The following is a 13902-nucleotide window of genomic DNA, read 5'->3' as shown; positions in this document are numbered from 1 at the left end:
GGGCGGCGTGGGGCATGGGCGGCAGGGGACGCATGGGACAAGGCTCCTGGAAACGTGTGCCTGCCCATGGTGAACCGATGCTTCTCCCCAAGCCAATGAATGTTCATTGCAAATGAGTGCAAAAAAACTAATATGAATCCGATGGACATCGGCCTCGCCCGCACCTTTCTCGAAGTCGCGACCACCGGCAGCTTCGTGGCCGCGGCCGAGCGGCTGCATCTGACGCAGACCGCCGTCAGCGCGCGCATCCGCCTGCTCGAAGACCAGCTCGGGCGGCGCCTGTTCGTGCGCAACAAGGCCGGCGCGCGGCTCACCGCGTCGGGCGAGCGCTTCGTGGCGCACGCGACCACGCTGGTGCAGGTGTGGGAGCGTGCACGCCAGCATGTGGCGCTGCCGCCGGGGATCGAGGAGGGCGTGAGCGTGGGCAGCGAGCCCAGCCTGTGGCATCCGCTGCTCGCCGACTGGCTGATCTGGATGCACCGCGTCTGCCCCGAGATCGCGCTGCGCGCCGAGGTCGACAGCGCGCAGCGCTTGCTCGACGCCGTGCAGGGCGGCGCGCTCGACCTGGCCGTGCTCTACAACCCGCCGCAACGCCCCGGCCTCGTGGCCGAGCTGCTGGCCGAGGAGCGGCTGGTGATGGTCACCACCGACCCCGAAGGCCGGCTCGACCGCACGCGCTACGTGTCGGTCGACTGGGGCCCGGCCTTCGCGGCCAACCACGAGGTCGCGTTTCCGGAACTGGCCCACGCGCCGGTGTCGATCTCGCTCGGGCCGCTGGCGCTCACCTACCTGCTTGCGGTGGGCGGCGCGGGTTACTTCCGCATCGGCGTCGCGCGGCCCTTCCTGGCCGACGGCCGGCTGCGGCTGGTGGAGGGCGTGCCCGAGTTCTCGCATTCGGCCCACGCCGTGTATGCGCCGCAGCGCGAGAACGAGACGCTGGCGCGCGTGCGCGCCGGGTTGCGGCTGGTGGCGGCAGCGGAAGAGGGGAGGCAGGGCAGCGGCGTGCATTCGCCGGCTTGAGGCGCCGTCCTGCATCGCCGGGTGCTACTTTCAGGTACTTACGCTCGGGCCACCGGGACTCCGACAATCGGACGCATGCCACCCCGCGCAACGCGGGGAAGAAAAATAAGTTCGGGGAGTTTCATGTCCAACCACGGCAGCGTGCCCTTGCGCATGCGTTCGTCGTCACCATCCGCTGACCGCAGTGCTCTGTGGGCCGAGCTGAGCCAGACGGCGCGGCTGTACCGCCTTGAAGCGCCGAGTGCTGCTTCATCGTCTTCGTCCGCCGCGCGCGAGAGCATCGACGCCCTGCGCGTGGAAGGCTGGGTGCAGCGCGAGGCGGTGTCGCAGCTGTTCGAGCTGCGCATCGTGTGCCTGAGCTTGCGTGCGGACCTGGCGCTTTCATCGCTGATCGACCAGCCGCTGACGCTGGTCACCGTGCTGGCCAATGGTTCTCTCGCACGACGTACGGGCTTGATCCGCGCCGTCGAATCGCTGGGCGCCGACGGCGGCCTGGCGCGCTACCGCCTCACGCTCGTGCCCTGGCTCTGGCTGGCCACCCAGCAGGGGCGCAGCCAGGTCTTCCAGCAGCGCAGCGTGGCAGACATCATCGAACGCGTGCTCGCGCCGTATGCGGATGCGGGCAGCTGGGCCTTCTCTTCCGAAGTAGACAGCTTCCTCGCCGACGCCCCCGTTCGCACCTACTGCACCCAGTACCGCGAGAGCGACTACGACTTCTTCTCGCGCCTGCTGGCCGAAGAAGGCCTGGCCTGGCGCATCGAGGAAGACGCCCAGGCCCCGACGGGGCACAAGCTCATCATCTTCTCGTCCAACGACACCCAGCCCGCCGATGCGGGCTCGCCCGTTCGCTTTCACCGCAAGAGCTCGCAGGAACGCAGCGACGCCGTGCAGGCGCTGGTGCGGCGCATGCGCCAGTCGGTGGCCCAGGTGCATTTGAGCGCGTGGAACGTCGACGGCAAGCGCCAGCTCACGGGCAGCGCCCCAGCGCGCTTTCCGGTCGGAGGCAAGAACGCCCCGCGCCTGGAGTACGACGACGTGCTCGGCTTGAACGACCGCAGCCGCGGCTGGGACACCAACCGCACCGTCGAGCGCTACGCCGCATTGATGATGGAAGCGGCCGAATGCCGCGCCGACCTGATGCTGGGCCACAGCACCGTGCGCACCTTGCGCGCGGGCACGCGCCTCGAGATCGACGACGCGCCCGCGCTGGGCTTGCAGGCCAAGCCTGCGCTGCTGCTGGACACCGTCGAACACGTGGGCATCAACAACCTGCCCAAGGACACGGCCGCGTCGATTGCGGCGCAGCTGGGCGAGCTGACGGAACACCTCGTGTTCGACCAACCGTGTGCTCCCGTGACGGCCGAGGCCGATGTGTTCGGGCTGGTGACTGCAGCCACGGGCACGCACAACGACAACGACATCCACCCGCAGCCCCAGAGCCTGGCCACCGCCCAGGTCCAGGGCTACGCCAACAGCTTCTCCGGCGTGCACGCCCCGCGCCCCTGGCGCCCCGCATTGGCGGCGGCCGACGGAGCCCGCCTGCACGCCAGGCCCACGGCCAGCGGCGTGCACAGCGCCATCGTGGTCGGGCCTTCGGGCGAGACCTCCCCCAATGGCGCCGACGAGCTGTACTGCAACGACCGAGGCGACGTGCGCGTGCGCTTCCACTGGCAGAACGGATCGAGCGACAACGGCAACAGCAGCAGCAATGGAGACAACGCCCAGGACAACCGCAGCACCCGCTGGATCCGCGTGGCCCAGCGCCAGGCCGGCCCCGGCATGGGCTGGCAGTGGCTGCCGCGCATCGGGCAGGAAGTGCTGGTCAAGTTCGTCGACCTGGATGTGGACCAGCCCGTCATCGTCGGCGCGCTGTACAACGGCCGCGGCGACGGCGGCATCGCCCCCACGCCCGGCGGTGCATCGCGTGCCGGTGAGAACAGCGAACAGGGCAGCAACGACAACAACGACGTCTTCGCCCAGGCGAACAACGCCTCGCCCAGCGCCCAGGCCAACCTCGCGGCCGGCCACGCCCCGCCCTGGCACGGCGCCAGCGCCGACGACAAGGGCCACCGCAACGCCGCGGCTCTGAGCGGCTTCAAGACCAAGGAGTTCGGCGGCGAGGGCTTCAGCCAGCTGGTGTTCGACGATTCGAACCAGCAACTGCGCGTGCAGCTGCACGCCAGCACCGCCCACAGCCAGCTGAACCTGGGCCACCTCATCCACCAGGCCGACAACTTCCGCGGCAGCTTCCGCGGCCAGGGCCTGGAGCTGCGCACCGACGGCTATGCGGCCCTGCGCGGCGGCAAGGGCGTCTTGCTGAGCACCTACCACGGCGCAGGCGGCCAGAAGCTGGAGCCCGTGGGCGACTTCGCCGCCGGCATGGCGCTGCTCAAGCAGGTGCAGCAGCTGGGCCAGGCGCTGAGCGATGCCGCCAGGACCCACGAGACCGTGCAGCTGGCAGGGCACATCGGCGCGAACAAGGCCAACGAATCCCAGCTCGACAAGGAACGCGCCCCCTACGCCGCGATGGAGCACACCGCCAGCGGCATGGTGACGGCCGATGCGCTCGACACTGCCTACGCAGATGCGGCAGACAAGGCCATCGCCACCGGCGAAGGCAAGGTACCCCACACGAGCGATGCCGTGATCGCGCTGGCCGCACGCGGAGGGCTGGCGATGGTCGCGGGCCAGCAGCTGCAGGTCGTCAGCGGCGAGACCGCCACGCTGGCCAGCGGCGGCGACATCAACCTGGCGCTGGCCGACGTGCTGCGCGTGCACAGCGGCCAGGCCATCGGCGTGCTGGCCGGGGCGCAGAAGGCCGATGCGGACACGGGCCTGTCGGTCATCGCGGGCAACGACGACCTGGACTTCCAGGCGCAGCACGACGAGTTGCGCGTGCAGGCCAAGGAGGCCCTGAAGATCGCCAGCACCGACCAGACGGTGGAGTTCGCGGCCAAGAAGAAGATCCGCATCGCCACCGCGCAAGGCGCGTCGATCACGCTGCAGGATGGGGACATCACTTTCGAGTGTCCGGGGAAGATCACTTATCACTCGGTGCAGCGGAAGTTGGCCGGGCCGGTGCAGAAGAGCTACCCGCTGCCGGCATTCCCCAAGAGCATCTGCGTGGCGTGCCTCCTGAAGTCGCTCAAGTCGGCGCCGGCCTTCACCCAGGTGGAGTAACGCACGATGAACCTGATCGACAAGCACGCACCCGGATGGATCGACGCCCTGTTTGCGGACGACGGCCCTCTTGCCTCCGCCACCGAGGGATTTCGCTACGCCTTGATCGATTGCGCATTCGCATCGCAATGCCATCAGCTGATCAAGAGCCACCTGGGCTCCGGCTCTTGGCGGTCGCTCTACGAGAACATACCAGGCGCTTCGGACGAAGCCATTCGGCATTCACCGGTTCTGCTGAACATCGACGCCGTTGAAAGGCCCTTGCTCGATCGTGTGCTGCAGCTGACGAATGGCTTGCCGATGCTCAGCTTCATCCGCTCGGACGAACCGCTCGAATCGCTGTTCGAGCGCCTGAGCCCCTGGTGCATCGTGAATGCGGACGGGCAGTATTTCGTGCTGCGCTTTCCCGACACGCGCCGCCTGCCGGATGTGCTGGCTGCGCTGTCTCCGTTGCAGCAGATGGCGTTCTGCGGTCCCGGAGCCACATGGAATTTCCGTCGGCGCGACGCCAGCTGGAGCAGTTTCCTTGCACCGGGGAAAATGGCATCCACGTCGCTGGCTCCATGCGCACCGGTACTCGATGGTGATCAATGCGCGGTGCTCATTGCCGGCAGTGAAGCGGATGAAGTGATCGCGAACCTGCTTCAACTTTCGCCAGCCTACGAAGCGCAGCACCGGCCCTCGGTGTTGCACGCACTGGCTGTATGCGGGCTCGCCGCAGCCAATGCCATGCAGTTCGACGCGGTGGCGCAAAGGATGAGGTTGTGTGAAGTTTTTTGGCAGCATCCCGAACTCAGCCACGGCGCTGGCCCGGACCATGAAGCGCTGCGCGCCTTGATGGTCTAGCGCATTGCAGCAGGAACAACAGATGATTCTCAAAAACTGGCTCCTTCCCCTCGCGCTTCTCGCATCCCTGGCTACGACAGGATGTGCCACCGGTCGTGCTGACACGGTTCCAGCCTCGGTCAGCGGCGTCAACTACACCGACCAGGACATCCGCTACCGGCTGTTCGATCCCAAGGACCCGAAGCAGACCGTGGTTGCCTCTGAAGAAATCGGCCCGTTCGCCGCGGGAGGCGTGATCTGTTGCTACAACGTGCCGAAGATGTGGGCGCCCGGCATCCAGGTCGGCGTGATTCTGCAGAGCTATGACAACAAGGCGGGCGATTACCGGCCGCGCCAGACCTTCATCGTCGACCTGCCGCCTTACGACAAAAGCGGCAAGGCAGGGGATGTGTGGTTCATCAACTATCCCGATGGAACGGTGGGGGTGGTTTCAACTGCGTACCGACCCAACGGCGACGAGTGGCCCGGGAAGATCAAGGGGTGGCCCAAGCCTTCATTGGCTTTCCAGCAGGAGTTGTGGGAACGAGATATGAGACTGGCGCAGGAGGGGTTGAAATCGAGCAAGAAATCGCTGGAGGAACTGAGTACTGATCCAAAAAAATACCTCCACAAGACATGGGAATGGCGCGCAAAAGAGTTCGCCTATCGAAAGGAGCTCGCAGCGTTCTCGGGGCCAGACGATCCCGCCTTCTTCACCAAGGAGAGGGCCATGCTGGAGCGACTTGTGGCTTGGGACCAGGAAAAGGTCGATAGGCTGATGAAGGTCAAGCCATGACCGCACATTTGGTCAATCCCATCGAAGAGGAAATATTCTCCAATCCTTCAAATCGAGAAGTTTTCTTTGGACCAGCAAGCGACAAGATTCGAGTCGACTACGAGGTGAGCCGCGAACTGCGCCCTGTGGGTCAGCCCGGCAAGTCTTGTGACGTGAACCTCTTCATGGGCTTCTTCTTCGACGGCACGCGCAACAACTACGACCGCAGCACCAGAGAAAAGGATCACACGCACTCCAACGTCGCGCGCCTGTACGGTGCCTATCCGGGCCAGCACGTGCCCGGGGTGCCAGCCGACCCCGATGCGCAGTGGACCACGAACCCCGACAACTACCAGCAGTTCTTCAAGGTGTATGTGCCGGGCGTGGGGACGCCCTTCACGCAGGTGGACGACAGCGGCGCCGGCAAGGACGCGCTGCTGGGCAACGCCACGGCGCTCTACGGCGAGCGCCGCATCCTGTGGGCGTTGGCGCAAGCGCTCAACTGCGTCTACCGCTACCTCACCCGAAGCGGCAACGGGCCAGGGCTGTTCTCCAGCGAAGAAGTGCTGAAGTTTTGCAAGGCCTTCGACCTCGGGCGGGAGGAACTGCTGGAAGCGGGCAAAGGGCCCGCCGACAAGCGCCAACGCGAGAACAAGAATCGTCGCACGCTCGAAGCGATGCTCAACAAGCTGCACGAGTCAGTCAAGCCGCACATGATCGATCCCGCAACGGGCCAGTGCAGCAAGGTTGATCCTGGGCGCGTGCAGCGCATCTTCGTCAGCGCATTCGGCTTTTCGCGAGGTGCGGCGGAGGCACGGGTCTTCGTCAACTGGTTTCTCGCGATGTGCGAGATCGATGCCGAACTCCGTGGGCAGACCGGGCCGACGCTGGCCTCGTTTCCGGTGACCTTCGACTTTTTGGGACTGTTCGATACCGTCGCGTCGGTCGGTGTGGCGGCCTCGTCCCTTTTCGCCGACGGCCATGGCGGCTGGGCTGATGCTGACACGTCGATGCGCATCCCGGCCGACGTGCCCTGCCTGCACATCGTGGCCGCGCATGAGTTCCGTCGCAGCTTTCCATCGGATTCCGTTCATGTCGGCAATACGTTGCCTGAAAATTCTCGGGAGTGGGTGTGCCCCGGCATGCACTCGGACGTCGGCGGAGGCTACATGCCGAAGGAGCAGGGCAAGGGGATCGATGAGGCGGGCGAGGACATGCTTTCGCGCATTCCTTTGGCCCTGATGTACCGCGAAGCACGAATCTTGGGCGTGCCCCTGAAACTGGAACTGGCACGCCCAGTCATCCAGAAGCAGTTCATGGTCGCCAAGGACCTGATCCGGGACTTCAACGCTTACCTTGCCGTATGCCGGGTCAAGGAAGGGGTGCTGCGCGACATCATGGCGGAACAGCGCAAGCTGTTCATCCTGTGGCGCAAATCATGGGCCGGTCGCCCGTTGGAGATGGATTTTGTCCTGCGTGCTCCGGCCCCAGACCGGGCGGATCTCTTGTCGGCCGACGAGCAGTTCGTCAAGGAAGTGAAGGACTTCGAAGCCTGGCTCAAGAAAAAGAAACGGATCAGCGGCCGCAACAGCCCGGACGGCACACCGCACGAAGTCGACAACGTGCCCGGCATCGATTCGGAGCGGGTCGGCGAGTGGGGCCGCATCGAGCCGTACTGGAACGAGCCTGTGCTCACCAGCAAGCTGTTCGAAGACCGCGTGCACGATTCGCACGCATGGTTCAAGCTCACCGGGCCCGAAGCGGCCGAGTTCAAGGAGCAGCTCGAAAAACTGGTGGCCCGGAAGAAAAGAGCGGATGAGGCGCGCGGGCAGATCGATCCACCCAGAGGCGGAGCGCCCGCCGGGCTGACGCGCCGGCAGGAGCAGTGGGTGAACCTGTACCTGACCAAGGGCGAGTACGCACCCGAGTTCACGGAAGGGCGCGAATGGTATGCATGGGGGGCCGGCTACCTGCGCTACCGCCGTGTGTATGCGGGCGCGGACGAGACACGGTTGACCCAGAACCGTCGGCCCGCCGAAAGGGAATCGCGGGAGCCGATGACGGCTTGATCGGAACGGCGGGGCGGCGCCCTGCCGCTCCCTTGTTCAGAACGGATAGTGCCGAGGCGTCGTCTGCACCGTAATCCACCGCAGCTCCGTGAACGCTTCGACGCCGGCTCGCCCACCGAACCGCCCGTACCCTGACGACTTGACACCGCCAAACGGCATCTGCGCCTCGTCATGCACCGTCGGCCCGTTGACATGGCAGATCCCCGCCTCGATGCGCTGCGCCACGTTCCATGCGCGCGCCACGTCGCGGCCGAACACCGCTGAGGACAAACCGAACTCGTTGTCGTTGGCCACCGCCACGGCCTCTTCCACGCCGTTCACGCGCACGACCGCCTTCACCGGCCCGAAGGATTCTTCGCGGTAGATGGCCATCGCGGGCGTGACGTGGTCGAGCACGGTGGCGGGCATCAGCGTGTTCTGCGCCTTGCCGCCGCACACGAGCACGGCGCCCTTGGCGAGGGCATCGTCGATCAGGGCGTTGCAGCGTGTCACGGTGCTCATGTCGACGACCGAGCCCAGCACGACGGGGCCTTCGCGTGGGTCGCCGAGCGGCAACGCCTGTGCGCGGGCGGCGAACTTCGAGACGAACTCGTCGGCCACCGCGTTGTCGACCACGATGCGTTCGGTCGACATGCAGATCTGCCCCGAGTTGGCGAACGAGCCGAAGATGGCAGCGTTCACCGCCGCGTCGACGTCTGCGTCGTCCAGCACCACGAAGGGCGCCTTGCCGCCGAGTTCGAGCACGGCGGGTTTCAGGTACGTGGCGCAGGTCTGCGCGATGAGGCGACCCACGCGCGTGGAGCCGGTGAAGTTGACGCGCCGCACCGCGGGGTGCGCGACCATCGCTTCGACCACGGCGCCCGCGTCGGCGGGCGCGTTGGTCACGAAGTTGACGGTGCCCTTGGGCAGGCCGGCCTCGGCCAGCGCTTCGATGATGAGCGCATGGGTCTCGGGGCACAGCTCGGAGCCCTTGAGCACGACGGTGTTGCCGCAGGCCAGCGGCGTGGCGATGGCGCGCGTGGCCAGGATCACGGGGGCGTTCCATGGCGCGATGCCCAGCACCACGCCGGCCGCCTGCCGCACGCCCATGGCGAGGCTGCCGGGCACGTCGGACGGAATGACTTCGCCCGCGATCTGCGTGGTGAGCGATGCGGCCTCGGTGAGGATGCCGGCCGCCAGGTGCACGTTGAAGCCGGCCCACAGCGCCGAGGCACCGGTTTCACGCGCCATGGCCTGCACGAAGGCGTCGGCGCGCGCTTCGAGCGCGTGCGCGGCCTTGAGCAGCAGGGCGCGGCGTTCGTTGGGGCCGGTCTGCGACCAGGTGGCGAAGGCGCGTTGCGCGGCGTCGATGGCGGCGACCGCGTCGGCGGGCGTGGCGGCGGGGGCGCGCGTGGCGATGCCGCCGTCCAGCGGGTTGCGGCGCTCGAAGGTGGCGCCGCCGGTGGCCGCGCGGCGTTCGCCGTCGATGAGCATGGAGATGTCGGTCATGGGTGTCCTTTGCAAGAAAGAAAGAGGAAGAGGGGTGTTCAGGCCACGCCCAGGTAGGCCTGGCGCACGGCGTCGGAATGCAGCAGCGCCTGCGCTTTGCCCGAGGCGACGACGCGCCCGCGCTCGAGCACGTAGCCGCGGTCGGCGGCCTGCAAGGCCTTGCGCACGTTCTGCTCGACCATGAGCACGGTCACGCCCTGGTCGGCGATGCGGCGCACGATGGCGAGCAGCTCGTCGACCATGCGCGGCGCCAGGCCGAGCGAGGGCTCGTCGAGCATCAGCAGGCGCGGCCCGCTCATCAAGGCGCGTGCCACGGCGACCATCTGCTGCTCGCCGCCGCTCATGGTGCCGGCGAGCTGCGTGGCGCGTTCCTTCAGGCGCGGAAAGTCGTCGAAGGCGCGCGCGAGGCGCTCGGCGCGCAGCCGCGCGGGAATGAGCCAGCCGCCGAGTTCGAGGTTCTCGGTGACGGTCATCTGCGGGAACAGCTGGCGGCCCTCGGCCACCAGTGCCAGGCCGCGCCGCACGCAGGCGGTGGCATCGGCGGACGGCAGCGCCGCACCGTCGAGCACCGCATCGCCCGTGCGCGGCAGCAGCCCCGCGAGGGCCTTGAGCAGCGTGGTCTTGCCCGCGCCGTTGGGCCCGAGCACGACGGTGACGCCGGGCGTCACGTCGAGGTCCAGGCCCTGGATGACCCGGAAGCCGTGGTAGCCGGCCGCAAGCCTGCGCACAGTGAGTTGCGTGCCGCTCATGCCGTGGCCTCCATCTCGTCGCCCAGGTAGGCCTCGACCACCTCGGCATTGCGCACGACCTCGGCCGGCGTGCCGTCGGCGATCTTGCGGCCCTGGTGCAGCACCAGCACGCGCTCGACGTACTTCAGCAGCGTGGTCACCGCATGTTCGATCCACACGACGGCGAGGCCGTGGTCGTCGCGCAGGCGGCGGATGCGCCGTGCCATGGCATCGACCTCCGCCTCGGTGAGGCCGGCCGCCACTTCGTCGAGCAGCAGCACGCGCGGCCGGGTGCCGAGCGCCATGCCGATCTCGAGCAGCCGCTGTTGCGAGGGCGTGACGTCGGCCGCGATCTGCGTGGCGAGGCCGCTTAGGCCCAGCATGTCGAGAATCTCGCCGGTGCTGCCCAGCCCTGCGATGGGCGCGCGGCGGCGCCCCGCGAACTGCATGCCGAAGCGCACGTTGTCTTCGAGCGTCATGTCGGCCATCACGCGCGGGGTCTGGAAGGTGCGCGCGATGCCGTGCGCGGCGTACAGGTGCGGACCGCGCCGTGTGAGGTCGATATCGCCTTCCACCAGCAGCCGGCCCGAGGTCGGCATGACCACGCCCGAGATCGCATTGAAGAAGGTCGTCTTGCCCGCGCCGTTGGGGCCGATGATGCCGACCAGCTCGCCCGCATGCAGCGTGGCGCTCACCGCGTCGACGGCGGTGAGCCCGCCGAAGCGCACCGTGAGGTCGCGGGCTTCGAGAAGTGGCGTGGCCTTCATGGTGCGTGCCTCCGCAACGCTGCCGCCTTGCGTTGCCACAGCGACGCGAGGCCGTTGGGAAGGTACATCACGCACAGGATCAGCAGCAGCCCCAGCACCATCATGTAGCCGTAGGGCAGCTGCAGCCGCAGCGTCTCCGAGAGCAGGCTGAACACGATGGCCGCGGCCACCGGTCCGCCGATGCTGGCGGCCCCGCCGATCATCGCGATCAGCACGGTCTGGAAGCCGATGAAGGGGCTGAACACGGCGGCCGGTTCGATGTAGGTCCAGCGCACGGCCATCGCAGCGCCCACCGCGCCGGCGAAGGCGGCGGTGAGCGCAAAGCCGGCGATCTTCACGCGGCGCGTGTCCACGCCCAGCGTCTGCGCCCGCTGCTCGTCGGCGCCGATGCCGGCCAGCGCCAGGCCGAAGCGGCTGCGCTTCACGAGCAGCGCGGTGGCAATGGCCGCGCCCGCAATCGCCAGCACCGTGAGGTACACCGTCTCGTTCGACGGCACCACCGTGAGCACGCGGCCCACGGTGCCAGAGACCTGCTTCTCGACGAAGGTGACGGCATGGCGGATCAGCTCGGTCATGCCGAAGGTCAGCACGGCGAAGTAGGTGCCGCGCAGGTGCAGCACGGCCGCACCCATCAGCACCGCCACCGCGCTCGCGATGGCCGCGCCGCTCAGGATCACCAATGGCCAGGGCAGCACCTCGAGCAGCGTGGCGCTCGCATACGCGCCCAGGCCGAAGAAGGCCGAGGTGGCCAGCGACAGGTAGCGCGTGGCACCGCAGAACAGCGACCAGCTCGTGGCCAGCGCGATGTACATCAGGCAGCCGAGCGCCACCGACGCGATGAACTCGCTCGCGACCCACGGCACGGCGGCCGCCAGCACGAGGCCGATGCAAAGCACCCACCACGGTTTGTTTTGAAAGAGGGAAATCATCTTCTGGAGAACAGTCCGTTGGGCCGCCAGATCAGCACGCCGATGAACACGGCGTACGACAGCAGCATCTTGAGCGAAGGGCTCGTGTAGTGCATGCCCAGCGCTTCGACCACGCCCAGCAGCAGGCCGCCGACGAGGCTGCCCGCGATGCTGCCGAAGCCGCCGAGGGTTATGACGATCAGCGCCGTCACGGTGTAGGGCTCGCCCATCGAGGGCGAGATCTCGTAGGTCATCGACAGCAGCGCACCGGCCACGCCTGACAGGCCCAGGCCGATGCCGAACATCAGCGGGTGCAGCCGCCTGGTGTTGATGCCCACCAGCTGCGCGCCGGTCGGCGACTGCATCAGCGCGCGCACCGCCTTGCCCAGTAGCGTGAGCTTGAGCAGCGCGATGAGCACGAGGCTCAGCGCCAGCGCCACGCCGAACAGCACCAGCTTGTTGGCGGTGAAGCGCATCTCGCCCAGCTGTACCGGTTCGGCCAGGTAGTCGTAGCCGCGCAGGTCGCCGCCCCACACGAGCAGGGCGGTGTTCTGCACGAAGAACATCAGGCCGAAGCCGACCATCAGGCTGCGCGCCTCGAACACGTCGACGTTCGGCACGCGCGCCGCCACCTGCCGGAAGCACAGCCAGTGCACCGCCATGCCCAATGCCATCAGCAGCACGAAGGCCACCGGCATGAACACCAGCGGCGAGATGCCCAGCGCCGTGTGCGCCCACCAGGTGAGAAAGGCACCGAGCATCAAAAACTCGCCGTGCGAGATGTTCATGATGCGCATCAGCCCGTACTGCAGGTTCAGTCCGATGGCCACCAGCGCGTAGATGCCGCCCGTGATCAATCCGCCGGCCAGGAGCTCGGCCCATCCAGAGAACGACACGCTGTTATTTCCAGGCCGGTTTCGGCATCAGTTGCGCGGTGGCGCGGTCTTTGGGCCACACCACTTCGAAGTCGCCGCCCTGCCACTGCGACACGGTGCCGGGGATCGACGCGTTCTCGCTGCCCTCGAAGCGGATTGGCCCGAGGATGGTCTTGAACTCGTTCTTCGCGATCTGCTCGCGCAGCGCCTTGCGATCGAGGCCCACTTTCTCCACCGCCTGCTGCAGGATCTGCAGGCCGGCCCACGCGTGGCCGCTGGCCCAGCGGTCGGGTTCCTTGCCGAACTTCTTCGTGTGCGCGTCGAAGTAGGCCTTGGCCTCGGGGCTGGTCTTGCCGTTCCACGAGCCCATGCCGATCACGCCCTCGGTGTTGGCGGCCATCACGTTCTTGTAGAGCTGGAAAGCAGTGCCCACCGAGGCGTAGAAGTACTTCGGGTTGAAGCCCACTTCGCGCGCCTGCCGGCTCGCGAGGATGGTGTCCGGCGGGTAGGTGATGCCGATGAAGGCGTCGGGGTTCAGGTCCTTCATGGTGCGCAGCACGGGCGCGAGGTCTTTCACGCCCAGCGGGTAGCTCTTGCGGTCGAGCACCTGAATCTGCGTCTTCTTCAGCGCGTTGTTCAGCGCCGCGAAGTTCTCCAGGCCGAACAGGTCGTCCATGTAGACGATGGTGATGGTCTTCACGTTCTGCGCCACCAGCATGTCGACCAGCGCGCCCATCATCTTGTCGGGCTGCTGCAGCAGCGAGAAGAAGAAGGGCAGGCGCATGTCGATCAGCTTGCGCGACAGGGCGGTGGGCGCGAGCAGCGGGTAGCCGAAGCGGTTGGCCAGCGGCGCGACCGCGAAGTTGGCGCCCGACCCCCAGGGCGGCAGCACGAGATCGACCTTGTCGCTGCCCATGAGCTTCTCGAAGGTGCGCACGCAGGTCTCGGTCTCGCTGCGGTCGTCGTAGCCGATCAGCTCGATAGGCCGCTTCGTGCCCTCCACCGGCAGGCCGCCCGCGGCGTTGACCTGCTCGGCCCACAGCAGGTAGTTGGGTTCCTGGCTCACCTGCGCGCCCGCGGCCCAGGGGCCGGTGCGGGCGATGGCGTAGCCGATGCGAACGGGCGCGCTCTGCGCGAACAGCTGCGGCGCGACGGCGGCCGCGCCCAGCGCGGTGGCCGTGCCCTGAATCCAGTGGCGGCGGGTGGGGTGAAGCATGAGGGTCTCCTTCCGGGCGTCGGTATGCGCCCGCTGACCGGAATCGTAGAA

At 67.4% G+C, this 13902-nt stretch carries 11 protein-coding genes; 5 read left to right on the top strand and 6 right to left on the bottom strand.

The features are described 5' to 3' along the window. Nucleotides 1–132 precede the first annotated feature (132 nt). The 5 genes from AC07YS_RS08635 (at nt 133) to AC07YS_RS08615 (ending at nt 7869) form a co-directional block, all read left to right on the top strand. Nucleotides 133–1020, top strand: a complete 888-nt coding sequence (locus AC07YS_RS08635; RefSeq protein ID WP_495268725.1) for a LysR family transcriptional regulator — start codon at nt 133–135, stop codon at nt 1018–1020. 123 nt (nt 1021–1143) lie between these two features. Next, entirely contained in the window at nt 1144–4200 is a 3057-nt protein-coding gene (locus tag AC07YS_RS08630; protein WP_495268726.1) for a type VI secretion system Vgr family protein, read from the top strand. A 6-nt stretch (nt 4201–4206) separates the two neighbouring features. Further along, a complete protein-coding gene (locus AC07YS_RS08625; RefSeq protein WP_495268727.1) occupies nt 4207–5046 on the top strand; it encodes a DUF4123 domain-containing protein in 840 nt (279 codons plus the stop codon). A 22-nt stretch (nt 5047–5068) separates the two neighbouring features. Beyond that, nucleotides 5069–5821 (top strand): DUF3304 domain-containing protein, encoded by a 753-nt coding sequence (locus tag AC07YS_RS08620; protein ID WP_495268728.1) that lies wholly within the window; start codon nt 5069–5071, stop codon nt 5819–5821. Then, the gene (locus tag AC07YS_RS08615; RefSeq protein WP_495268729.1) at nt 5818–7869 is read left to right on the top strand and encodes a T6SS phospholipase effector Tle1-like catalytic domain-containing protein; all 2052 of its coding nucleotides are present in this window, start codon (nt 5818–5820) and stop codon (nt 7867–7869) included. Before AC07YS_RS08620 ends, AC07YS_RS08615 begins: the two co-directional genes overlap by 4 nt. Before the next feature lie 36 nt (nt 7870–7905). Here AC07YS_RS08615 and AC07YS_RS08610 read toward each other — a convergent pair whose 3' ends face one another. The 6 genes from AC07YS_RS08610 to AC07YS_RS08585 are packed head-to-tail and all read right to left on the bottom strand — an operon-like array spanning nt 7906 to nt 13851. Then, nucleotides 7906–9357, bottom strand: coding sequence for an aldehyde dehydrogenase (locus tag AC07YS_RS08610; protein WP_495268730.1), 1452 nt, complete (start codon nt 9355–9357; stop codon nt 7906–7908). A gap of 38 nt (nt 9358–9395) precedes the next feature. After that, the gene (locus AC07YS_RS08605) at nt 9396–10106 is read right to left on the bottom strand and encodes an ABC transporter ATP-binding protein (protein WP_495268731.1); all 711 of its coding nucleotides are present in this window, start codon (nt 10104–10106) and stop codon (nt 9396–9398) included. Then, nucleotides 10103–10852: an ABC transporter ATP-binding protein gene (locus AC07YS_RS08600; protein ID WP_495268732.1), complete on the bottom strand. Its 750-nt coding sequence runs from the start codon at nt 10850–10852 to the stop codon at nt 10103–10105. Before AC07YS_RS08600 ends, AC07YS_RS08605 begins: the two co-directional genes overlap by 4 nt. After that, entirely contained in the window at nt 10849–11781 is a 933-nt protein-coding gene (locus tag AC07YS_RS08595; RefSeq protein WP_495268733.1) for a branched-chain amino acid ABC transporter permease, read from the bottom strand. Before AC07YS_RS08595 ends, AC07YS_RS08600 begins: the two co-directional genes overlap by 4 nt. Next, complete coding sequence (locus tag AC07YS_RS08590) at nt 11778–12656, bottom strand: branched-chain amino acid ABC transporter permease (RefSeq protein ID WP_495268734.1); 879 nt, start codon at nt 12654–12656, stop codon at nt 11778–11780. The genes AC07YS_RS08595 and AC07YS_RS08590 overlap by 4 nt, the downstream gene beginning before the upstream one ends. 4 nt (nt 12657–12660) lie before the next feature. Next, entirely contained in the window at nt 12661–13851 is a 1191-nt protein-coding gene (locus tag AC07YS_RS08585) for an amino acid ABC transporter substrate-binding protein (RefSeq protein WP_495268735.1), read from the bottom strand. Nucleotides 13852–13902 lie beyond the last annotated feature (51 nt).

The sequence above is a fragment of the Variovorax sp. GW458-11-26-14-LB1 genome (assembly GCF_059423965.1).
This window is presented reverse-complemented; position numbering and strand designations above follow the sequence as displayed.